Consider the following 21,353-nt stretch of genomic DNA (forward strand, 5'->3'; position numbering starts at 1 on the left):
CTACTCAGGCATGTAGCGCCGAGTTGCGAGCCAGAAAACTCCAGCAACGCCACAAGTCGCCGCGCCCAGCACGCATACACCACTCCAGCCTGCCCGCGCATACGTCGCCGTCGTGGCAAGCGCACCGGCCCCGCTGCCCACCGCATAGAACAACATGTACAGCCCAACCAACCGGCTATGCGCCTGCGGCTGTTCGCGGAGGATCAGGCTCTGGTTGCTCACGTGCAGCGCCTGGCCGCCCAGATCCAGCAGCACGATGCCGAGCGCCAGTGCCCACAATGAGGCAGGCATCAACGATAGCGGCCACCACGCCAGCAGCAGCACCAGCAGCGCCATCGCGGTGACGGCCTGGCCTCGCCCGCGATCGACCCATCGGCCTGCTCCAGTCGCGCCCAACGCACCAACAACGCCGACCAGACCGAAGGCACCAATTGCCGTGTGCGAATAGCCATAAGGCGGCGCACTCAGCGGCAGCACCAGTGCACTCCAGAAGATGTTGAATGCCGCGAACATAAGCAGTGCCAGCATTCCCCTGATCTGCAGCACCCGGTCCTGCCGCAACAACTGAAACATCGAGGCGAGCAACTGCGGGTAGCGCATCGTCACTGCGCTCGCCGGTAAACGCGGAAGCCTCTGATAGAGAACGCCGGCCAGCAGCAGCATCGCCAGCGCCGCAACGACGTAGATACTGCGCCAGCCACCCAGGTCGGCAACACCGCCAGCGACCACACGCGCCATCAACAGGCCGATGAACACACCCGCCTGCGCGGCACCGACTACACGTCCACGCTCGTTGTCGCCGGCAGCACTGGCGGCATAGGCAATCAGGCCCTGCGTCATCGCCGTGCCGAGCAGACCTACCGCCAGCATGCCCAGCAACAACAGCCACGGCGATTGCGCCGAGGCCACCCACAACAACGCGACCACCAAGGCCAGCAGCTGGACCAGCATCAGGCGGCGCCGCTCCAACCTGTCGCCCAGTGGCACAAGCAGCAGCAAGGCCAAGGCACTGCCGATCTGGGTTGCAGTCACCACGCTGCCGACGGCGGCCAGGCTGATGCCCAGCGATGCCGCCAGCAGGTCCAGCAAGGGCTGCGCGTAGTACACATTGGCCACGCACAGCCCGCTGGCAATCGCGAACAGCCATACCAGACCTGCGGGCAGCGCATCGCCCGGCAGCTGCGCGGTGGCCTCGCGGTGTTCCAGCGAGCTTTCCAAAGGCAAATTCACGGCCGATCCAATCCAGTTGCAAATAACAACCAAATAGATGCTATCGGACAGTGGTTTTAAAATGCAACTACAATGCCCGCAACCACAGGAGCCGCCATGTCCCGCCGCAGCCCAGAACACGATTCCCCTTGCCCCGTGGCACGCAGCCTCGACCTTGTCGGCGACCGCTGGTCAATGCTCATCCTGCGCGATGCATTCGACGGTGTTCGCCGCTTCGGCGATTTCCAGCGCGGCCTGGGCGTGGCCCGTAACATCCTCACCGACCGCCTGCGCAAGCTGGTGGATGCCGGCATCCTGCAGCTGCATGCCGCATCGGATGGCACGGCCTATCAGGAATACGTGCTCACCCCCAAGGGCGAGAGCCTGTTCCCCATCCTCGTCGCCCTGCGTCAATGGGGCGAACAGCATCTCTACCAGCGCGGTGAAAGGCATTCGCAACTGCTCGACAACCGCACCGGCAAGCCGGTTCCGTTGATGCGGTTGCAGGGTGCTGACGGAGCGCCGCTGAAGGCGGCGGATACACGGGTGCGCAAGTTGGCCTGATACCTCAGCCCGGGCCTGTATTGGTTGCTGCCCCGCGAGGCGAGGCGGAAGCAACGTGCTTGTTCCTCCCTTTTGAATTCAGCTGCAACCGGCCCTGTGCCCGGCTCTGCAAGTCCGTGCAACTTCCGCCACACGACAACGGGCACATGCATCTGCGAAGATCGGGCAACCAATGACAACAAGGATGTGCTGCATGACGTTGTTCGCCCGCCGTGACGTACTCGTATTGGGGTTGATGCTGTCTGCGGCCTGCCCGGTGACCGCGCTGGCGTCCGAGAGTGCTGCATCGCAGCCAGCTCCCACGCGCACGGTGGTACCTGCCCTTTTCGAGCACCAGCGCATCCTGCTGACACCGCGCCTGGCCAATGGCGCGACGATCGTGTTCTACACCGATACCGGTGGCGGTCTGAACATGGTGCGCGACGATATCGCGCAACGCCTGGGCCTGCGCCCCGGTGCGGACGTGGAGGAAGAAGGCCAGCCGCCGCTCAAGACCGCGGAATGGCCAGCCTTCGCCGATGGCGCCAGCATTCCGCCCGCCGAACACGACAGCTACCTGCAGGGTCGGCTCGCGATAGTGCCCGCCGAGGGCTTCGGCGAAGGCCCCATGCTCAATGAGGGCTTCCTTGGCAGCCGCTGGTTTGCCGGGCGCGTGTGGGAGTTCGATTACCCCAACAGCACGCTCAGCGTGCTGCAGGGCTGGACGCCTCCGGCCACTGCCCGCAGCACACCGCTGACGATGCTGCCGAAGCGCAACATGTACTGGCCACGCATCCAGGTTGAGATCGACGGCGAACAGCTCGACATGCTGTTCGACACCGGTGCCGAACTCCGGCTGGGCGCGGATGGCGCCAAGGCGCTGGGCCATGCCGAAGGTGCGCGCGTGGCAGGCAGCTTCATCACCGCCCGCCAGTACCGCAAGTGGCGCGATGCGCACCCGGACTGGCCGGTGGCACTGAAAGGCGATGGCGGCATGCCGATGATCCAGGTAGCCAACGTGCGCATCGCTGGCACCGATACCGGCCCAGCATGGTTTGCGGCGCGCCCGGACCGCAATTTCACCGAGTACATGTCATCGATGACCGATGCCCCGGTGGAAGGCGCGATCGGCGGCTCGGCGTTCGGTCGCTTGAAGATGGTGGCGGATTATCCGGCGCAGGTGCTTCATGTGCTGCCCTGAGCGGAGCGTTGGTTTCCCGGAATCCTGGCCGAAGAGCCGCATCTAGAAAACCGACTCTGACCCCGGTTTTCATTCAGCTGCCGAAGCGTTGGGCGTAGCGGTTGACTACGTCGATGTTTTGCTGGGCTACGGCCTGAATCTCCGGGGCGACCTCCGATTCCGCCACCCGCCGCCAGAACTGCTCAGCCAGTTCTGCGGCCCAGGCAATGAATGGCGCTTGCCCGGTCCTGCTGGGCGCATTGATGCTTACTGGTGCCAGTGCGCGAATATTTCCGGTCTGTGCGGATGGCGCCATATACATCGGCAGCATGTCGTAGGCAGGACACAGGGCTAGCGGACCCTCGTCGATGAGGTGGAAGCCGACGTTGCCCAGATGCATATCGGTGTTACCGATCAACCGGCCGAACCAATGCAGCCGCGCCATGTTCTGGGCGGTGTCCTGAGTGATCAATCGCTCGTCAACAAGCTGCTCGCCGCCCAGACCCCAGTCGCGCGGTCCCTCACCGATGAATGCTGCATCCAGCGCCAACAACGAAACGAAACCGCGCCGACCCAATACGTCCTCGGTGCGATCAAACCGCTCCACTTCAAGGAACACATGTTCATCGCTGCGCAGCAGCTGCGTGCGCGACGCCGGGAAGCCTGCCTCGCGCAGCGTGGATAAGGCCAAGTGCTCGCAGACGAGCAGGTCTGCCCAACGCGCGCCCAACGGGTTCAACGACGGCAGCGCGAACTTGACCAAGGCAGCGTAGCGACCAGTAGTGGTAACAACAGTCGCAGTGAACTTGGGCTGCTCGCCGCCTGGAGACGAACCAACTTCCTCGCCATCGAGGGCTTCCCTGGCGCGTATGGCGTAGACCTCTTGCCGGCTGTCCGTATCCACCCGGTCAGGTGGCGCATCCACATCCAGCAGCGCACGGTCGATGGCGGCCTGCCCCAACAGCAGGTCACCGATACTGGTGCCGCCATGCAGGATGCCGAGCAGGTTGTCGCGCGATTGCCAGCTATTCAGGTCCACCGGCACACCCAATGCACGACCCAAGCGATGGGCCATGGAACGGCCGAGGAAGCCTTGCGGGCGCACGTCATCCAGAAACCAGGGCAGCCCCGGAAAGTAACCCGCCGGGCCATCCACTGCCCGCATCAGGTTCGGGCGATCACCCGTGGATTCAAAAAGAAAGCCGTCTCCACGCAACGCGTGCAAGGTACCCAACTCTTCCATGTTCGCGTCCGGGCCCATCCGGTAAAGCGGCCACATATTAGGCCGGACCAGCGCTGTGGCTACGTAGGCCGTAGCGCGCGCCTTGCCAACACGGCGCACCTGATCACCGGCTTCGGCTACCAACCGCGACAGGACGGGACGGGAGACCCCCAGCATTTCGACCAACTCGCCGGCCGGCACCGGATCGCCACTCTGCAGCAGATCAAGCAGCTGCAGGACGCTGGCAGAGGAAGGACGGGCCATGATCAGAGCTCGTTTCTTTACGATTCAAGAAACGATACTAGATGACAATGGCAACTGCAATACACTGATTTAAATACGCATTGTTCAAAACATGAACGCCATGGCCGGTTTATTTCTTTACGATTTAATCCCGTTACTGCGCGCTCTCTGCTGCAGATCCGGTTGATCTGGGGAAACCCAAGACCACCTAACGAACCAAGGCCAGGGCGGAAACCCAACTCTGACCCCGGTTTTCCAGCTAGAAGTCGAAAAGCTCGCCAAGCAGGCCTTTCTTCTTCTTGTGCTTGTAGTAGCCACTGTCACGCGAATCGTATTGAGGCGGGCTGACGTTGCGCGGCTCCGGTGGACGGGCCGGGGGCGCATCGGCAACGGATCGCTCGATCAATTTGTCCAGCTCGCCCCGGTCCAGCCAGACTCCGCGGCACTGTGGGCAATAGTCGATTTCAATTCCTTGCCGGTCGGACATGGTCAAATTCACGTCCGTGCAGATGGGGCACTTCATCATTTCTTCCTTTCGCGGCACAAGTGAAAACAGTGGAACGGCGCAGCTGCGGATCAATGCCGGCGACGATTGGCAACCGCGTACCGGAGGTCTCAAGGACGTCACGCAGCCCTTCAACGCTTCAGCCAGGCTGCTCGGTGAAATGGCTTTGTCCAGCGATTGGGAGCAGCAAAGTTCTGATCATTCCTGCGACTACACAATGATCAGATTGCCGCTCATCTGAGAAGAAGAGAGCGTGCATCACGCTCAACTGAGACACCTCCTTCTTGCCATTCACAGCGGCAAATCATGTCGCTCGAGAATAGTGCCACGGTCATGTTCCACCGGCGTGATTTCGAAAGCGAAGCGTTCATGTTACGAGCGCAAAAGCGCCTGCCTGCGTGCTTGCACCTTGTAGAACAGCACCAATCAGCTCGCAGAGTCAGGGCCGCTCTACTGAACAGAGCGTATGTTCGGGAAACTCGACTCTGACCACTGTTTCCCGCTGACCCCTGTTTCCCGAATCCGACTCTGACCCCGGTTTTCATGGCCGCATCGCCTCAAAGGGCAGATACACAGTTCAAATTACCGGCTCGGAAGTGAACCTGACCCCGTTCGACTCACCTTTCAACTCACTGGAACAGTGAGCGAAGATGCGAGTCGCAAAACCCGACCTTGACTCCGGTTTTTGCTTGCTTTCAGGTTTTCACTACACAGAAATGAAGCGGAATCAGAGCGAGAATCCGACTGTACCGCCTGTTCTCGCCCCCCTGTCCTCGATCACAGTAGGAAGCCGGCTGTGTCTCATTGCGTGACGACGGCGCGCATCAACTTGCCTATGGCGTTCTTGCGTCCATCCGGACTCGGGATGCTTGCTCAATACACCTACAAGGGCGCACCTGCACACCTTCATAAGATTCGAATCAGCAGCTCAAGGAGAGAGTAGGTTGAATTTCAAGATCGGAATTTCATTAGCCCTCGCGTTCTCCATTGCCCAAGCATCCGCAGCGCAACATGGGCAGCGACACATCGCGGATTCTTTCACCCTGGTGTCGGAGTCGACTTCACACGATGTCTCATTGACAAGGACATCGGCAGTTCTATTGCGAACATATCGCCTGTATACGGGTGATTACGTGGAGCTCATACATACCGTGGAGGCCGACGGAAAACTGGAGCTGGACGCATCCCGCCAATCCGAGGATGCACTCTCCAAACTCGACAAGTACTGCGCCAGATATGGAGGACAAGTAGCCCGCACCGGGGTATCAATTCTTACCAAGGAGACACAAACGCTGCTTTCCTGCGGTGGAAGTGGCCCGCGGCCAAATACAACGGGATCCAGCAGCAAATCCTCCGCCAGCGCCTCACGCGCCTTCTGCGATGCAACCATGAGCATCGTCATGGATGGCCCTGGCTCCGTCTATCGTGGAGATCCGGGTGGATTCGCCGTACATGCGGACGCGGAGTGGGAAGGGGTCAGTGGTTCCATTGTCACTTGGAACGCCAACTTTCTTCCTGGCTGCAGCTTGGGCGAATCTGCTCACCACCAAAGATGGCTTTGGGCATCTCGTGCTGTCACCTGCGGCACGAGATCGCTGTCGCTCGGCATGCACGACGGGACTGCAACCATAGAGGCCTGCAACAACAGAGACTACAGCTACATCACAACCGAGATCTGGAGATAGTCCTGTACTGCTGATCATTCTTGCGGATGATCCAAAGGGCCTTGGCCAACACGCGTCTGTCGGCTCCATTAAAAGCAGAAAGGGGTCAGAGTGTAAATCCGACTCTGTCCCCTGTTTTCTCCCTGGCATCAGATTGCCGCGGCCGATCAATCTTGATCAGGTCAGGCCAAGAGTTTGCGACTTCAGCTCTTCCTGGCATTGTTCACCCGAGCGCTTCAAGCGCGCCTTGAGCTCGGCGGCACTGTTTCCAAGCAACTGCTCGTGGCTGGGTGCATCATCGCTGTACTCTGGGACCCGCGCGCAGAAGCCCTCAGCCACAAGCTTGCCCGTGCGCGTATCGATCAAGCGCAGTTTCACGCTGTAGATGACCCGGTAGTTGTTCCAGTCGGCCGGGAAGTACGCGAAGCTCCAGTTGACGGTCTGGACGTCCAGCAGCAAACCGGAGCCGGGGTATTGCTTGGCCATCGCAGCAGGATTGGTCGAATCCAGCAGGCCATCCGCCAATCGCACTGGCACGGACAGTTTTTCCGCCAGCGCCCGACTGAGCCCATCGGCGATCGCCACGGCCGGGTCTTCGATCTGGTTCTCTCTGACAATCGTATTACCAGCAGAAATAATGGCGGCAGCGCCGATCAAGCCAAACCCCGCCTTGCCCGCAGTCACTGCGCCAAACGATGGCAACTCCCGCTTGCTGACGATCACCGTCTGGTGACCCGCCTGCTGCAGTGCTGGCACATCTGCCTTTACGGTTTTAGTGCTGACACAGGCAGGCAACATACAAACTACGAACAGCGCGATAAGAACATGCCGCATACATCCCCCTTGGTTGAAATGGAATGCCGACGCTGCATCACCCATCCCCAAGGACCTGGAGATGTGCCCGGCGCTGGATCATATCCAATTTTGCCCTGGAGAAATGCACCTTTATAGGCAGGGCAAACTCGGCGCATCCGGAACCGTAAGAGTCGATGGATCGAGCTTACGGGGGAGTCGATACTCGGACTACAGCGCCGCCAACAACACAAAGGGCCAGAGCGGAAAACCCACTTCGCCGCCCACGTTATTCCCGCGCGGGCTGACTGCTCGTGGGAGCGGCGTGAGCCGCGAAGCAGGTACATCATCTGATCACACAGGTGCCAAAGACTTCAGTAACGCCAGCTTCGCGGCTCACGCCGCTCCCACAAGCCGCCAGCCTTCTTGCTTTAACGGAGTCAACCTGACCCCGTTCGCTTTAAGAATCGACAGATCGAGTTTAGGGGGAGTCAACATCCGGACTACGTCACAGTCAACTACAAAAAGGGCAAGGGCGAAAAACCCGGCTCTGCCCCCTGTTTCCCTGACCCCTGTTTCCTCCTAGCTGCAGTCTGGGCGGGTCTGGTCACCATCAGCGATGGCTTTGGGCATCCCGCGCTGTCACCTGCGGCAAAGGATCGCTGTCGCGCGGCCTGCACGACGGAAGCGCGACCATAGAAGCTTGTAACAGCAGAGACTATAGCTTCATCACCACCGGAATATGGAGATAGCCCGGTACCGCGGATCCTGCTTGCGGATGGCCCAAGGGACCAGAGCCGGCATCCGCCGGCCCGCCCCGCTTGAAGCAGAAAGGGTCGGAGCGGAAACCCGACTCTGCCCCTTTCTTCTGCCCCCTGATTCCATAACTCTCGATCAAAGGCCTATAAGGACTCCCTCAACTGAAATCTCGCACACTTGTACAGCTGCAATGCTGCAGCAAGTGCATCTTGATCCGCCCCTTCACGCAGGCATCTGTTCAAATGCTCCACATCAGCACCAAGCTGTAGCTGCGCTTGCTGGCGCATCGCGTCAAAGGATGAAAACAACATCGTAAAATCACCAAGCCGCGCGCACTTCGCTGCCAAATGAAAATTTGCGCCTCCGCTTCCATGAAAAAAAACAAGCGCCAATAAATCGAAAAAATCCCCACCCTGAAAAATGGCGTCTGCTGCAAAAAACAAACGAGCGGACCTTCCATTCCTGTCCCGGAACGGGTGAATAGTTAATAATATAATGTAGGATACCAGTCGAACATATCGACTGCCGAGTAAATCCGCATTGCGGCGTCTCGCAGCAAAAAGCTGCATGCACGCCGCAGCAACCTGACTACTTGGCGGCGGTAGAAATCCATTACTAAGTTGGCTGATTGATCGTATGGCGACTCCATTCACTCTCATAGAAAGCTTTCCGCCAGTTATATTTCCAAGCTCTTTTGCACATTCACCAAGAGTCGAAGACTGGCTTATTCTTTTTACTACAGAATATCCACGACCTGGAAGGAAATTTGATTCTATACTCCTCTTGTTTGCAAGGAAATTCTCAAATGATCTGGTGCTGTCATGTTGAAGCAGCGCCACTACCCAAGATACTCCGATGCACCCCTCATAAAACGGAACACTAGTATTATTATGATTGGCGGAAGCGGCCTGTTCAAAGGCCGCCTCCACCCATTCTTTGCTTATATTGAAATGAACTCCACGGTGATTCATTTTTTTAACGAGAATGTCTCTATTGGGATCGACTGCCCGGCCTCCGCCAGCTTCTTCAGGTCATTCCACTGATCCAAGTTGGGGCGAGGATCAGGCCCGGCAGTACGATAGCCCTGCAATTGACCATGGGTGCCTAGCTGGCGAAGGAACTCGGTTGTCTGCAACTGAACTACGGCAGCGTTCGCTTGATCGTCAAAATTCGGGAGATACTGCTTGATCAACGCATCGGCCTTGTAATCACCTAAAATCTTTGCAACCTCCAACCGGGCACGTAATACCCTATCCCCGTCGATGGACTTGCCAAATCTTTCATTGGCAATTCCATACTCAGCAAGCGCCAATTCTTCGTATGCATAAACTGAACCTTTTGAAGCCGCGTCTTCCAGCATGCCAAGGCTAGCCATTGGCTCCCCTTGCCGAATAGCCGCAAGCCCGAATAGCGTTTGCAATTTCGGATCTTCCGTACCTCTGAGCGAGGCGATATCAAGTGTCGCCAGTGAATTGATTTCAGCCTGAGTAGGGTAGTAATGATTCTTCATCCACTCGAGCTCTTCCATCGAAATCGCAATTAACCGCGCATCCGATGCCACCAACTCTGAACTCGGTCTTACTTCGGCACGGATAGAAGAAGGATCTATCCGCGCATGGCGCGACTTACCTTCACCCAATACCCCCCCCGGATCCTGGTGGCTCTTAAGTTTATCCGAATCATTGACATCAGAGTTGCTTTCCGCGCGCCCAGCTGATTTTGACGTGGAAGAGCGATTGAGGACTGTCAACGTAATTACCGAAACAGCAACCAACCCGATAGCAACCATCACAAAAAGTTTCTTCATTTCAAAACCCCGATATCTTGAATTAAACTAGCATTCTTCCGCATAATCGGATGCCCATGACCGGCAATATGCTTCATCTCGGGCGGTATTGAATGCTGGAAGAGATGTCCATGGTGCTATCGTCTCCCACTGAAGCCCCTGCGAGTATGCTGCAGCTTGCGCTCTCGCAAGAGGCATGTAGATCAGGTGCAAAGCAGCAGGGATCTCCATTTCTGCTTGAAGAATCATATCCTCCTTGAGCGCAATATCACACTCCGCCTTGGTTTTCCCCACAGTTCCGTAGCACCGGTCATGCATATTGCAGGCATTTGTGAATATTGGCCCGAATTGTGCTGCTCCAACCAGAAAGTCTGGCACCGGCGGGCCTCCCGAAGTACCACAGCCATTCATTTCCAACGGCGGTGGCGAGCGAACATCACAGCCATACGCGGCGAACTGGGACGGGGCACTCGCGCACCACCGACCGAACCACTCAGCCTCGGAATTCTGGTCAGTTTGACCATTACCTCCTCCCCATCCGTCTCCGCCCACTCCTCCATCACCAATACCAATACCTATTGGCGGAGTTACATGGCAGCCATTTATCGTACAGTAGCTTCCGCTGGCCGAACTGGCTCCAATTGCAAACACCCCGCCAGCAAATAGTAAACTTCGGATTACACCCTTGAGGACACTCGAATCACTCATTCCCTTATCCTTGTAATGGTCAACTGCTTACTTCCAAGTAACGCCAGATCATCCCGAGCTGGAATTCCTTTGTAGCAGATGGAGTTTTCCTTTGCCATCCAGCGCTCCCTTGAGATTGGGTAGCACAGCAGTTTGGGTCCAGTTCTCAATGACAAGGACATTGGACGTGAAAAGGCGCTTTACCGAAGGACAGATCATTTGCGTCCTGCGTGACACTGAAGCAGGCATGCCGATCAAGGATCTTTGCCGCCGGCGCGGCTTCAGCCAGGCCTAGTACTACCTGTGGCGGAGCAAATTCGGCGCTACTAATGTGTCCAATACCAAGCGCCTGTGTCACCTGCGCCGCGATCCGTAGGCAAATCAGCCGCCGGGCCTAGGCAATCCGTAGCCCGGGTAAGCGCAGCGCACCCGGGATCGCACGATGCCCGGCATTGCGTCAAATCGTAGTCAAGGGATTAGGCGCGTCGTCGGCACCTAAGGAAAACAGCCTACGCCAAAAAGCAGAAAGCCGAGCGTTGGCTGGGCTTGTTCGATCACTGCAGATCCCGGGTGCGCTGCGCTTACCCGGGCTACGGATTACCGCAACGGCTCCCCAAGGCTGGTACCAGCCACTGATTCGCTACACGCCCAGTCTTCCGACAGCAGCCCATCGCGCACGTAACGATGAAAAGTGGAGTGCGGCCAGTCACGTACGGCTGTCACCCAGCCATGCTTCAAGGGGTTGATATGCACGTAGTCCACGCAGGCTTGAAGCTGGCTGGCGTCGCGGATGGTTCGCTCCCAGTAACGCGCCTGCCAAGGGGACTGATGGCCCGGAGCGAAGACCCTGCGGGTGAAGCCCTTCTTGATCTCCTGCCACAGCCGTGGATAGTTATCCGTACTGGCATCCATCTGGATCACCGCGTGCAGGTGTTCTAGCAGCACAGCAGCCGCCAACACCAGGTGCGGAACACGCTGCGCGGCGTTGCGCCAGGCCTGCTTCAGCGCATCGATCTCGCGCACCAGCAGATCACTGCGCCGGTCCTGCAAGCTAACGGTGAAGAAGTAGGTGCCGCCGGCAACACGATTACGTCGATAGTTGACCATCGCCCCAGCGTAGCCACATCACCGCACAACGCCCGCCCCGCGATCCGTAAGCAAACCGCCCGCCGCGCCTGAGCGATCCGTAGCCCGGGTATGCGTAGCGCACCCAGGATCGCACGATGCCAAGCATTGCATCAAATCGTAGCCAAGGGACTAGGCGCGTCGTCGGCACCGGAGGAAAACAGCCAAAGCCAAAGCCAAAAGCAGAAAGCCGAACGTCGGCTCGGCTTCTTCGATCATTGCAAACCCCGAGTGCGCTGCTATTGCGGCTGATCTAATTGATCCTAGAGAATCAAGACCACACAACGAACGAGGGCCAGGGCGGAAACCTGACTCTGACCCCTGTTCTCCTGAAACCCGACTCTGACCCCTGTTTTCCCCTCTGACCCAAATTTCCGGGTCTCCTCTGCACTATCACGAAGGCCGTGAAACACTCAAAAGCGCTCGATCTAGCCTCTCGAGCGCACTAGCAGCCTCCGCTTCGTCTATATCCACAAAAATCTCATCGCTAATATCCGCTTGCGACCTAGCAGCCTCCGCACAAAGAAGCACTGCAACTTCCAACTCCGAAAAATCACCTTCGTTCCGACTTGAGCGCAACTTTACCAGCCAAGATTTTATTGTCTTGTATGACAACCCGACCAATGGCTCGGCGACCAAAGAGGAATTAATAGCATCAAGCACTCGGCGCTCAAGCGCAACGCGCTGTGGAAATCTAGATTCCATTTTAAACCTCATCCAATTTATTGATTACTAAGTCTGCCCAACGCGACACCTTTGCTGCCACACCATAGAGCCAAGCCCGATCAATGACCGGCACTTCCCCACCTCTAGTAGCAGCATGCCGTGCTCGTACCAACGTGGAGAACTCCATAACATCGAGCGGAAACTCGATAACCTCGTTCAATGTGAATGATGCATTACGGGAAAAATCAAAACTTCCGGTCAAAGAAAGAGATGAGAACATTCCAATATTCCGCACCCCCACATATAGGAGCCCGGCCTCATAGCAGTCACCCTTCAAATCGGAACATTTCAACCTTTCCCCAACTGAGGAAATTATCGATCTCATCATTTCACAATCTTCTCGCGCACTATTATATTCGGCAGGCGCCCCCCACTCCCGAACGAAGGCGCAAGAGAAATCAAAAAAAGGCACCGCTTGCTGATATAAATGCCAAGCAAATGGAGACCCTTCATCCCATAGTGATTTAATTCTTGCTTTACTATAGATTGAAAGGCCAACCTCCTTACCAGCCAGCAGAGAGAATTCATTCTGAAGTGCTTCCTTGTCAACTGATCCGATATCCTCGATAACGGCAATTACATCAAAATCACTAGACAAGTCATTCGAGCCGCGCGCGGCCGAGCCGAATATCGCAACCTCCATCACTACCTCCTAGCAAAGCGCCGAACGAATACAGCCGCAAATAAGCTTAAGAAAACAAAACGACTAGCCGCCAAAGCAAGGACGAGCCATTCCGGCATTAGATCATTACCGCTAGAAACTCCTAATATCACTGAAACAACACTCTTCATTGCACTCAAAAAGCGCAGATCCGAATAATCAAGAACCAAGAGAATTGCCGCAAAAATAACCCACAGAAAAAGATTGAGGAGCAATCTAAATGGAGAATCCCCATGCCCCCAGAATAGGCGCCCCAACTGAAGACCCCTCAATCTAATGTTCGGCTGCACAAATCCCCGGATGAACCCAGAATAGTGCTCGGCATAGTACCGCTGATCCTTCCGTAAGGCGCTTCTCCAATGATCTTCGCTTGCGCGCATTTCTTCTGCAAGGAAGAGCCGTACATCCTCCACCTCACCAATGGATTCAGCGTTTTTTCGCAGACCTCGCAACAACTCGCGACGCGCATTTGCCCAAGAAGGTAGATTCCTGAGTATCGCCTGCGCCTCTAGCGTAACAGAACGAAAAGTTGCGTACTCAAAGTCACAACTTGCAAAACTCACCCCACGCATATTTGATTCAACAATCGTACAACCAACAAATTTGCAATTCTTGAAAGACGCCCGGTGGAAATAGCAATTCTTTATCAGCGAAGATGAAAAATCGCAATCAACAAAGCTCACTCCCTTCGCCCTGCACCACTCTATTCTGCTATTGCTAAAATCCCGACCCTTTACCTCACCCGAAAACTCCTGAGCATCGACCTTATCACCTGGCCGTTTGATCATATTTCCCCCTATTTACGCCAACCGCTGCAAAAAAGGCCCGCTTAAGCGGACCTTTCGGTAGAAAAATAATCTTAGAGTTTGATGCCGGTCATCTCTCTGACCTTGCCGTAGCAGACCACATTAAGAGTTGAGAAATCAACCGCACTTGCTATACCCACAATTCAAGCAAGTCTGGCAGCCGTCCATGATCACCAGCGCCTTGGTGCTGCACTTGTGGCACATGGTGGCGCTGGCCGGGAAACTGCCGTTGTCGGCGCTTTCGGGGTCGGCTTCGAGGACGAAAACCTCAGAAGCTACCCCTCCCTGGCCCTCCCCTTCGCTTTGCGAAAGGGAGGGGGCGAGCGCGGCGCTTTTCGCCGGCGCTGCGTTTACTTCACTGTTTTTTTTTGAGCGTTCTTCGAACTGCTTGCGCTTTTCGGCGATCAGGGCGCGCTGGTGGGCGCTCATTTCCGGGTCCTGCAGCAGGCCGATCGACTTCATGTGGTCTTCGACGATGGAGCCCAGCTCGGCCACCAGCGACGGCATGTACACGCCGCCGACCTTGAAGTAACCACCCTTCGGGTCGAACACGGCCTTCATTTCGTCGACGATGAAGGTGACGTCACCGCCCTTGCGGAACACGGCGGACATGATGCGGGTCAGCGCCACGATCCACTGGAAATGCTCCATCGACTTGGAGTTGATGAAGATCTCGAACGGACGGCGCAGTTCGTGCTCGGTGCCCTGGTTGAGCACGATGTCGTTGATGGTCACGTAGAAGGCGTGCTCCACCAGCGGCGATTTGATCTTGTAGGTGCTGCCGATCAGCACTTCCGGGCGCTCGATGCGCTCGTGCATGTGCACGATGTTGTCGGCCGGGGACTCGTCCAGGGCGGCAGCCACCGGGGCCTTGGCCGCAGCGGTTTCACGGGCCTTGTCGTCCGGGGTGATGACGGAATAGCCCTTGATTTTCTTGTCGATCTTGACGGCCATGGTGCGAGTCCTGGTTATGCGTTGCTAAACGGATTGGCAGCAACCCCGTCCTTGCAGGACGGGGCGCGCGGTGCGGCTTACTTGCGGGTCGCCTTCTTGGCGGCCTTCTTCACTGCGGTGGCCTTCTTGGCAACCGTCTTCTTTGCGGTAGCGGCCTTCTTGGCCACGGTCTTCTTGGTCAGGGCAACCTTCTTGGCAGCGGTCTTCTTGCTGACGGCTACTTTCTTGGCGACCTTCTTTTCAGTGGCCTTCACCGTCTTCTTGACGGCGGCGACCTTCTTGGCGGCCTTCTTTTCGACCTTCTTCACTGCCTTCTTGGCAGCGGTGGTCTTCTTGACGACAGCCTTGGCAATCTTCTTCTCGGTGGCCTTCACCGACTTCTTGGCGGCAGCTGCCTTCTTGCTGACGGCCTTGGCGACCTTCTTCTCGGCAGCCTTCACCGTCTTCTTGGCCGAGGCGACCTTGGTGGCGGCCTTCTTCTCGACCTTGGCGATGGCCTTCTTGGTCGCCGCACGCTTGCCGGCGCCCTTCTTCTTCAGCTCGGTGGCTTCTGCCTTGGCATTGGCCTTGGCGGCTTCCAGCTTCTGGCGCACGGAGGCGACCTTCTTCTTTACTTCCTTCTTGGCCGCGCTGGCTTTCTTGGCGACGACCTTCTCAGCCTTCTTGACGGCCTTTTCGGCCTTCTTTACAGCCTTCTTGACCTTGGCCACCTGCTTCTTGGCGCCGGCCTCGACCTTCTTTGCACTGGCCTTCACTGCAACCACGGCGTCGCTGGCGGTTGCCGCGATGCTCTCGCCTGCGTGGGCGACGGTTTCCTTGACGGTTTCTTTCACGTTCTCGGCAACCTGGGTTACGGTCGCGGTCACACCATTACCATTGCTCATAAAGCCCTCCTAAGGGCATCGGGTCTGTAATGTGGCGATGCTATATCGAAGCCGATGCAACGTGAAACAAGCGCGCAACAGGAAGGTGGCGGCGAAGCCACCGTCACGCCCTCCCAGCGCGCGGCCGGGAGGGCGATGAAGGCACTCAGAACTTGCCGTAGTAGCCTTCCTTGAGGGCGTCGAACAGGTTGGCGGCGGTGTGCATCTCGCCGTCGTACTCGATCTGTTCGTTGCCCTTGACCTCCACTGTCTGGCCGTCTTCCAGCTCGAAGCGGTAGGTGGTGTTCTCCAAATCCGCTTCCTTGACCAGCACGCCCTGGAAGGCCGCCGGGTTGAAACGGAAGGTCGTGCAACCCTTCAAGCCCTGCTCGTGGGCGTAGCGGTAGATGTCCTTGAACTGCTCGTACGGGTAATCGGTCGGTACGTTGGCGGTCTTGGAGATCGAGCTGTCCACCCACTTCTGCGCGGCGGCCTGCACGTCCACGTGTTCCTTGGGCGAGATGTCGTCGGCGCTGATGAAGTACTCCGGCAGCTTGGCGTCAGCCTCGTCGGAGAACGGCATGGCCTTGGCGTTGACCAGCTGGCGGTAGGCCAGCAGCTCGAACGAGAACACGTCCACCTTTTCCTTGGACTTCTTGCCTTCGCGGATCACGTTGCGGCTGTAGTGGTGCGCGAACGAGGGCTCGATGCCGTTGGAGGCGTTGTTGGCCAACGACAGGCTGATGGTGCCGGTCGGGGCGATGGAGCTGTGGTGGGTGAAGCGCGAACCGACCGTGGCCAGCTCTTCCACCAGCTCCGGGGCCACCGTGGCCACGCGCTGCATGTAGCGGCTGTAGCGGGCGTGCAGCACCTTGCCGGCGATCTTCTGGCCGACCTTCCAGCCGTCCTTCTTCATTTCCGGGCGCTGGCGCAGCATCGCGGCGGTGACGTCGAACTGCTCTTCCATGATCGGGGCGGCGCCCTTCTCACGGGCCAGCTCCAGGCCGGTTTCCCAGCCAGCCACGGCCATGTCGCGGGCGATGGCTTCGGTGAACTCGCAGGACTCGGTGCTTCCGTACTTCATCTTCAGCATGGTCATGGTGCTGCCCAGGCCGAGGAAGCCCATGCCGTGGCGGCGCTTGCGCATGATCTCGTTGCGCTGCTGTTCCAGCGGCAGGCCGTTCACTTCGACCACGTTGTCGAGCATGCGGGTGAACACGCGCACCACTTCCTTGTACTCGTCCCAGTCGAACGAGGCCTTGTCGGTGAACGGGTCACGCACGAACTTGGTCAGGTTCACCGAGCCCAGCAGGCAGGCGCCGTACGGCGGCAGCGGCTGCTCGCCGCAGGGGTTGGTTGCACGGATGTTCTCGCACCACCAGTTGTTGTTCATCTCGTTGACGCGGTCGATCAGGATGAAACCCGGCTCGGCATAGTCATAGGTGGAGACCATGATCATGTCCCACAGGTGACGGGCACGAATGTGGCCGTACACCTTGCAGGCCACCAGGCCGTCGTCGCGGACGATGTAGTTTTCGTGGGTCGGCCATTCGCGCCACACCACTTCCTCACCGCTGGACGGGTCCAGCTCGGCCTGTTCCTTGGTGTTGATCGGGAACACCAGCTGCCAGTCGGCGTCGTTGTTCACCGCATCCATGAAGCCGTCGGTGATCAGCAGCGACAGGTTGAACTGGCGCAGGCGGCCGTCCTCGCGCTTGGCGCGGATGAAGTCCTTCACGTCCGGGTGCGACACGTCGAAGGTGCCCATCTGCGCGCCACGACGGCCACCGGCCGAGGACACGGTGAAGCACATCTTGTCGTAGATATCCATGAAGGACATCGGCCCGGAGGTGTAGGCGCCGGCGCCGGCAACGAAGGCACCGCGCGGACGCAGGGTGCTGAACTCGTAGCCGATGCCGCAGCCGGCCTTCAGGGTCAGGCCCGCTTCGTGGACCTTCTCCAGGATGCCGTCCATCGAGTCGGTGATGGTGCCCGACACGGTGCAGTTGATGGTGCTGGTGGCCGGCTTGTGCTGCTGGGCGCCGGCATTGGAGGTGATGCGGCCAGCCGGGATTGCGCCACGGCGCAGGGCCCAGGCGAAACGCTCATACCAGTAGGCGCGCTTGTCGTCGGTCGCCTCGGCATCCGCCAGGGCACGGGCCACGCGCAGGTAGGTGCCGTCGATATCGGCGTCCAGCGCTTCGCCCGCCTTGGTCGTGAGGCGGTACTTCTTTTCCCAGATGTCCTGCGAGGCAGGCTGCAGAGGGATCATGTCCGACTTGGTTTGATTGCTGACCACTTCCAGACGCACCGTACTCATGATTGTGGAAACTCTCCTGGGGCACCTTGCGGTGCGATTTTCTTTTCCCAAACAGGCCGGGCAGCAAAGACAACGACGCGCAGGCGCGTACTTACGCGCCTGTCGGCGGGATGAGGGGATTCCGGGAAAAACCGGTTTTCTGCATCACTGTCGCGGTCATTGCACGCCTTCCGTTGGGGTGCTTGCACCCCGAGCACTAAACCCTACTGCTTGGGGACGCTTTTCACATCAACCCAACATCTAGTGGGTGATGACCCGGCCAAGCTTACCCACCCACGGGGTGATGTCAAACGAAAAATCAGCCGTCCGGCTATTGCATTCCGTGCAGGGCTTGGGCCTCTTGGGATTGCGGCAATGCAGAAGTTTCATTGCCGATTTAACTGCCCCCCGCCACACTCGTGTTCAGCAACCCGCCCCACCCCGGCGCCGCCCTCGGGCGCCCCCGCATGGAACCCCCGGCAATGCGACCCATCCCGACCCTGCTGACCCTGGCCCTGGCCGCCGCCTTTGGTGGTTTCACTGCCACCGCCATCAATGCCCACCTGGACAACCGCGCCGAAGCCGCCTCGCTGAGTACGGTGTTGCCGACCACCGCCGCGCTGCCGGCCGCCGTCGCCGGACAGGCGGTGCCGTCACTGGCGCCGATGCTGGAACAGGCCATGCCAGCCGTGGTCAGCGTCAACACCAAGCAGGTCGTGCGGGTACGCAATCCCTTCTTTGACGACCCCTTCTTCCGCCGCCTGTTCCCGCAGGTGCCACAGGAACGCATCAACGAGTCGCTGGGCTCGGGCGTGATCATCGATGCAGCGCGCGGCTACGTGCTCACCAACCACCACGTGGTCGAGAACGCCGACGACGTACAGGTCACCCTGGCCGACGGCCGCACGGTCAAGGCCGAGTTCCTCGGCTCGGACCGCGACACCGACATCGCCCTGATCCGCATCCCCGCCGAAAAGCTCACCGCGCTGCCACTGGGCAACAGCGACCAGCTGCGTGTGGGTGACTTCGTCGTGGCGATCGGCAACCCCTTCGGCTTCAGCCAGACCGTCACCTCCGGCATCGTCTCGGCGGTGGGCCGCAGCGGCATCCGCGGGCTGGGCTACCAGAACTTCATCCAGACCGATGCCTCGATCAACCCGGGCAACTCCGGTGGCGCACTGGTCAACCTCAACGGCCAGTTGGTCGGCATCAATACCGCCAGCTACAACCCGCAGGGCAGCATGGCCGGCAACATCGGCCTGGGCCTGGCGATTCCGTCCAACCTGGCCCGTGACGTGGTCGAGCAGCTGATCACCAAGGGCGTGGTGGTGCGCGGCACGCTGGGTGTGGAAACCCAGAACCTGACCCCGCAGATCGCCCAGGGCCTGGGCCTGGAAGAGGCCCGTGGCGCTTTGGTAACGCGCGTGCTGGCCGGTTCCGGTGCAGCCGCTGCCGGAGTAAAGGCTGGCGACGTGGTCACTGCGATCAATGGCCAGCGCGTGGACAGCGCGCAGGCCCTGCACAACTTTGAAGGGCTCTCCACGGTCGGCCGCACGGTCGATCTGGAGGTGCGTCGCGACGGCAAGCCGCTGCAGCTCAAGGCCACCTTGAAGGAACAACCGCGTGCGGTGGCCGGCGACACACTGGACCCGCGCCTGAGCGGCGCGACCTTCGCCGACCTCCCCGAATCGCTGCGCCAGGCCGGCATCAACGGCGTGCTGGTCAGCGAAGTGGCGCGTGGCAGCCGCGCCGCGCAATCGGGCCTGGCCGGTGGCGATGTGATTCTCGCGGCCAGCAGCGGTGCGTTCACCGACCTCGCCGGCTGGCGCGCCAGCTTCGGCCAACGCCCGCCGCAGCTGGTGTTGAACATCCTGCGCGGTGGCAGCCAGCGCGGCCAATTGATGATGCGATGATGCCCAGGTGAGCATCTTGTGGTGCCGGCGTAACGTTGTTTACACCCGGCAACTGCTATTTGTTGAGTTCTGTTGCAACCGCGCGCCATCCGGCGCACCCGCTGAAACCAGGAGATCACGATGAGCCCCACCAATACCGAGAACATGAAGGAACACCTGGGCGAGGCTGGCGCACACCTGAAGTCCGCCGCTTCCGCCGCTGGCTCGGCCGTCAAGGGCGCTGCCGGTGCCGCCGGCGACGAACTGCGCCTGGGCAAGGCCAACATGAAGGCCGAGCTGTCCGACAGCGCGCTGTCCGGCCTGGCCGCCGCTGAACTTGGCGGTGCCGCCGCCAAGGAACAGGTCGATGCATTGATGGACAAGGGCAAGGACCTGATCGACAGCGCCGCCGACCTCATCCGTGAGCGTCCGCTGGCCTCGTTCGGCGTGGCCTTCGCCGCTGGCTGGATCATTGCCAAGCTCGCCCGCAGCAACGACTGATCGGCGTGAGCGATAACGCAACACCGCCCACTGGCGACGATTCCCCCCCGGGCCAGGCGCCCGGGCTGGAAGAAAGCATCCGTCAGGTTGGCGCGGCCGGCCGGCAGACGCTGGACTCGGCTTCCAACACGCTGCGCTCCCTGCGTCGGCTGGCGTCGGCCGACCTGGCCCTGGCGCGCAGCGCGTTTGGTCGTTCCCTGGCATGGAGCGGCGTGGCCATCGTATTCGGCGCCTCGGCGTGGCTGCTGTTGGCGGCCACGGCGGTGGCGATGCTGCAATACATGGGCTTGTCGCTGTTCGTCTCGCTGCTGATCCCCACCCTCACCAGCCTGGCCGTCACCGGCTACGCGATATGGCGGGTGTCGTACTTCTTCCACCACACCGGCATGCACGCCACCCGCCGGCAGCTGTCGCGGCTAGGTCTGTTCGACGAACCAACCGGCGAAGACCCCGATGCCGAAGTGAAGATCCCCGGGGAGAACACACCGTGAATTTCGAAGCCCTGCAACGCCGTGTGCGCCGCGCCGAAGCCGTGGTGCAGGTGCGTGGCGAGGAAGCCACCCAGCACTGGGACCAGCTCAACCAGAGCTGGCGCAGTGCATGGACACCCGGTCGCATCGTGGTGGTCGGCCTGGCTGGCGGCTTCCTGGCCGGCAAGCTGGAACCCGGCGGCGCCTTCAGCGGCAGCCGCTGGCTGCAGATGATCGGCTCGGTGTCCGGGCTGGTCAGCAGCGCGCAGGCTTCGGTTGCCTCGTTTGCCGCCGCTGCGGCAGCGGCCGGGGTGATGGGCGGGCAGGCGGCGGCCGATGACGATGCCGATCAAGGCGACGACGAGGACAGCCCGCCGCCGCCCGCCGCGGCAGCCAGTACGGCGCGCAGCAACAGCACGCCACCCGGCCCCGCCGAAGCGGCGACAGAACTGTCAGAATCCTGAGC

At 59.5% G+C, this 21,353-nt stretch carries 20 protein-coding genes and 1 pseudogene; 9 read left to right on the top strand and 12 right to left on the bottom strand.

What is annotated here, in order from left to right; genetic code table 11:
- Window positions 1–1,230, bottom strand: a complete 1,230-nt coding sequence (locus tag AC13FW_RS11780) for an MFS transporter (protein ID WP_482989167.1) — start codon at window positions 1,228–1,230, stop codon at window positions 1–3.
- 96 nt (window positions 1,231–1,326) lie between these two features.
- Here AC13FW_RS11780 and AC13FW_RS11785 point away from each other — a divergent pair, with 96 nt between their 5' ends.
- Both AC13FW_RS11785 and AC13FW_RS11790 read left to right on the top strand, forming a co-directional pair.
- Window positions 1,327–1,773: a winged helix-turn-helix transcriptional regulator gene (locus tag AC13FW_RS11785; protein ID WP_482989168.1), complete on the top strand. Its 447-nt coding sequence runs from the start codon at window positions 1,327–1,329 to the stop codon at window positions 1,771–1,773.
- A 193-nt stretch (window positions 1,774–1,966) separates the two neighbouring features.
- Entirely contained in the window at window positions 1,967–2,953 is a 987-nt protein-coding gene (locus AC13FW_RS11790) for a hypothetical protein (RefSeq protein WP_482989169.1), read from the top strand.
- Between the two features lie 73 nt (window positions 2,954–3,026).
- Here AC13FW_RS11790 and yjjJ read toward each other — a convergent pair whose 3' ends face one another.
- A complete protein-coding gene (yjjJ, locus tag AC13FW_RS11795) occupies window positions 3,027–4,418 on the bottom strand; it encodes a type II toxin-antitoxin system HipA family toxin YjjJ (RefSeq protein ID WP_482989170.1) in 1,392 nt (463 codons plus the stop codon).
- Between the two features lie 238 nt (window positions 4,419–4,656).
- Window positions 4,657–4,920, bottom strand: coding sequence for a TFIIB-type zinc ribbon-containing protein (locus tag AC13FW_RS11800; protein WP_482989171.1), 264 nt, complete (start codon window positions 4,918–4,920; stop codon window positions 4,657–4,659).
- Here AC13FW_RS11800 and AC13FW_RS11805 point away from each other — a divergent pair.
- Window positions 4,883–5,143: a hypothetical protein gene (locus tag AC13FW_RS11805; RefSeq protein ID WP_482989217.1), complete on the top strand. Its 261-nt coding sequence runs from the start codon at window positions 4,883–4,885 to the stop codon at window positions 5,141–5,143. The two genes, AC13FW_RS11800 and AC13FW_RS11805, sit on opposite strands and share 38 nt — an antisense overlap.
- Before the next feature lie 703 nt (window positions 5,144–5,846).
- Entirely contained in the window at window positions 5,847–6,587 is a 741-nt protein-coding gene (locus tag AC13FW_RS11810) for a hypothetical protein (protein ID WP_482989172.1), read from the top strand.
- 156 nt (window positions 6,588–6,743) lie between these two features.
- Here the strand turns inward: AC13FW_RS11810 and AC13FW_RS11815 are convergent, their stop codons facing one another.
- The 3 genes from AC13FW_RS11815 to AC13FW_RS11825 all read right to left on the bottom strand — a co-directional run bounded on the left by AC13FW_RS11815 (window position 6,744) and on the right by AC13FW_RS11825 (window position 9,924).
- Window positions 6,744–7,445 carry a hypothetical protein gene (locus AC13FW_RS11815; RefSeq protein WP_482989173.1) on the bottom strand — a complete coding sequence of 234 codons (702 nt, stop codon included), beginning with the start codon at window positions 7,443–7,445 and terminating at the stop codon, window positions 6,744–6,746.
- 815 nt (window positions 7,446–8,260) lie between these two features.
- On the bottom strand, window positions 8,261–9,088 hold the full coding sequence (locus AC13FW_RS11820) for a hypothetical protein (RefSeq protein WP_482989174.1): 828 nt from the start codon (window positions 9,086–9,088) through the stop codon (window positions 8,261–8,263).
- Window positions 9,085–9,924, bottom strand: a complete 840-nt coding sequence (locus AC13FW_RS11825; RefSeq protein ID WP_482989175.1) for a hypothetical protein — start codon at window positions 9,922–9,924, stop codon at window positions 9,085–9,087. Before AC13FW_RS11825 ends, AC13FW_RS11820 begins: the two co-directional genes overlap by 4 nt.
- Before the next feature lie 835 nt (window positions 9,925–10,759).
- On the opposite strand from AC13FW_RS11825, the pseudogene AC13FW_RS11830 reads away from it, so the two are divergent.
- Window positions 10,760–10,960 (top strand): annotated as a pseudogene (locus AC13FW_RS11830) (transposase); the annotation flags it as partial.
- A 227-nt stretch (window positions 10,961–11,187) separates the two neighbouring features.
- Here the strand turns inward: AC13FW_RS11830 and AC13FW_RS11835 are convergent.
- From AC13FW_RS11835 to AC13FW_RS11860, 6 genes are all read right to left on the bottom strand, one after another.
- Window positions 11,188–11,697: an REP-associated tyrosine transposase gene (locus tag AC13FW_RS11835; protein ID WP_482989176.1), complete on the bottom strand. Its 510-nt coding sequence runs from the start codon at window positions 11,695–11,697 to the stop codon at window positions 11,188–11,190.
- 724 nt (window positions 11,698–12,421) lie between these two features.
- Window positions 12,422–13,084, bottom strand: coding sequence for a hypothetical protein (locus AC13FW_RS11840; RefSeq protein WP_482989177.1), 663 nt, complete (start codon window positions 13,082–13,084; stop codon window positions 12,422–12,424).
- A gap of 2 nt (window positions 13,085–13,086) precedes the next feature.
- Window positions 13,087–13,890, bottom strand: a complete 804-nt coding sequence (locus AC13FW_RS11845) for a pentapeptide repeat-containing protein (RefSeq protein ID WP_482989178.1) — start codon at window positions 13,888–13,890, stop codon at window positions 13,087–13,089.
- A gap of 135 nt (window positions 13,891–14,025) precedes the next feature.
- Window positions 14,026–14,862 carry a TSCPD domain-containing protein gene (locus AC13FW_RS11850; protein WP_482989179.1) on the bottom strand — a complete coding sequence of 279 codons (837 nt, stop codon included), beginning with the start codon at window positions 14,860–14,862 and terminating at the stop codon, window positions 14,026–14,028.
- Between the two features lie 77 nt (window positions 14,863–14,939).
- Window positions 14,940–15,746 carry a histone gene (locus AC13FW_RS11855; protein WP_482989180.1) on the bottom strand — a complete coding sequence of 269 codons (807 nt, stop codon included), beginning with the start codon at window positions 15,744–15,746 and terminating at the stop codon, window positions 14,940–14,942.
- A gap of 145 nt (window positions 15,747–15,891) precedes the next feature.
- On the bottom strand, window positions 15,892–18,045 hold the full coding sequence (locus AC13FW_RS11860) for an adenosylcobalamin-dependent ribonucleoside-diphosphate reductase (RefSeq protein ID WP_482989181.1): 2,154 nt from the start codon (window positions 18,043–18,045) through the stop codon (window positions 15,892–15,894).
- Between the two features lie 461 nt (window positions 18,046–18,506).
- Between AC13FW_RS11860 and AC13FW_RS11865 the strand changes: the two genes are divergently transcribed.
- The 4 genes from AC13FW_RS11865 to AC13FW_RS11880 all read left to right on the top strand — a co-directional run bounded on the left by AC13FW_RS11865 (window position 18,507) and on the right by AC13FW_RS11880 (window position 21,351).
- The gene (locus AC13FW_RS11865; protein WP_296246877.1) at window positions 18,507–19,937 is read left to right on the top strand and encodes a Do family serine endopeptidase; all 1,431 of its coding nucleotides are present in this window, start codon (window positions 18,507–18,509) and stop codon (window positions 19,935–19,937) included.
- 120 nt (window positions 19,938–20,057) lie between these two features.
- Window positions 20,058–20,417 (top strand): hypothetical protein, encoded by a 360-nt coding sequence (locus AC13FW_RS11870; RefSeq protein WP_296246876.1) that lies wholly within the window; start codon window positions 20,058–20,060, stop codon window positions 20,415–20,417.
- 5 nt (window positions 20,418–20,422) lie between these two features.
- A complete protein-coding gene (locus AC13FW_RS11875; protein WP_482989182.1) occupies window positions 20,423–20,908 on the top strand; it encodes a phage holin family protein in 486 nt (161 codons plus the stop codon).
- The gene (locus AC13FW_RS11880; RefSeq protein ID WP_482989183.1) at window positions 20,905–21,351 is read left to right on the top strand and encodes a protein sip-5; all 447 of its coding nucleotides are present in this window, start codon (window positions 20,905–20,907) and stop codon (window positions 21,349–21,351) included. The genes AC13FW_RS11875 and AC13FW_RS11880 overlap by 4 nt, the downstream gene beginning before the upstream one ends.
- The last annotated feature ends 2 nt before the right edge of the window (window positions 21,352–21,353 follow it).

It is taken from the genome of Stenotrophomonas sp. 21LCFQ19, from assembly GCF_056861425.1.

Excerpts from the sequence above, each read along its gene's own strand:
- AC13FW_RS11790 (WP_482989169.1), top strand. The coding sequence starts at position 1,967 with ATGACGTTGTTCGCCCGCCGTGACGTACTCGTATTGGGGTTGATGCTG.
- AC13FW_RS11865 (WP_296246877.1), top strand. The coding sequence starts at position 18,507 with ATGCGACCCATCCCGACCCTGCTGACCCTGGCCCTGGCCGCCGCCTTT.
- AC13FW_RS11825 (WP_482989175.1), bottom strand. The coding sequence starts at position 9,924 with ATGAAGAAACTTTTTGTGATGGTTGCTATCGGGTTGGTTGCTGTTTCG.
- AC13FW_RS11870 (WP_296246876.1), top strand. The coding sequence starts at position 20,058 with ATGAGCCCCACCAATACCGAGAACATGAAGGAACACCTGGGCGAGGCT.
- AC13FW_RS11845 (WP_482989178.1), bottom strand. The coding sequence starts at position 13,890 with ATGATCAAACGGCCAGGTGATAAGGTCGATGCTCAGGAGTTTTCGGGT.
- AC13FW_RS11850 (WP_482989179.1), bottom strand. The coding sequence starts at position 14,862 with ATGGCCGTCAAGATCGACAAGAAAATCAAGGGCTATTCCGTCATCACC.
- AC13FW_RS11805 (WP_482989217.1), top strand. The coding sequence starts at position 4,883 with ATGGTCAAATTCACGTCCGTGCAGATGGGGCACTTCATCATTTCTTCC.
- AC13FW_RS11840 (WP_482989177.1), bottom strand. The coding sequence starts at position 13,084 with ATGGAGGTTGCGATATTCGGCTCGGCCGCGCGCGGCTCGAATGACTTG.
- AC13FW_RS11860 (WP_482989181.1), bottom strand. The coding sequence starts at position 18,045 with ATGAGTACGGTGCGTCTGGAAGTGGTCAGCAATCAAACCAAGTCGGAC.
- AC13FW_RS11835 (WP_482989176.1), bottom strand. The coding sequence starts at position 11,697 with ATGGTCAACTATCGACGTAATCGTGTTGCCGGCGGCACCTACTTCTTC.
- AC13FW_RS11800 (WP_482989171.1), bottom strand. The coding sequence starts at position 4,920 with ATGAAGTGCCCCATCTGCACGGACGTGAATTTGACCATGTCCGACCGG.
- AC13FW_RS11820 (WP_482989174.1), bottom strand. The coding sequence starts at position 9,088 with ATGAATCACCGTGGAGTTCATTTCAATATAAGCAAAGAATGGGTGGAG.
- AC13FW_RS11815 (WP_482989173.1), bottom strand. The coding sequence starts at position 7,445 with ATGGGTGATGCAGCGTCGGCATTCCATTTCAACCAAGGGGGATGTATG.
- AC13FW_RS11785 (WP_482989168.1), top strand. The coding sequence starts at position 1,327 with ATGTCCCGCCGCAGCCCAGAACACGATTCCCCTTGCCCCGTGGCACGC.
- yjjJ (WP_482989170.1), bottom strand. The coding sequence starts at position 4,418 with ATGGCCCGTCCTTCCTCTGCCAGCGTCCTGCAGCTGCTTGATCTGCTG.
- AC13FW_RS11855 (WP_482989180.1), bottom strand. The coding sequence starts at position 15,746 with ATGAGCAATGGTAATGGTGTGACCGCGACCGTAACCCAGGTTGCCGAG.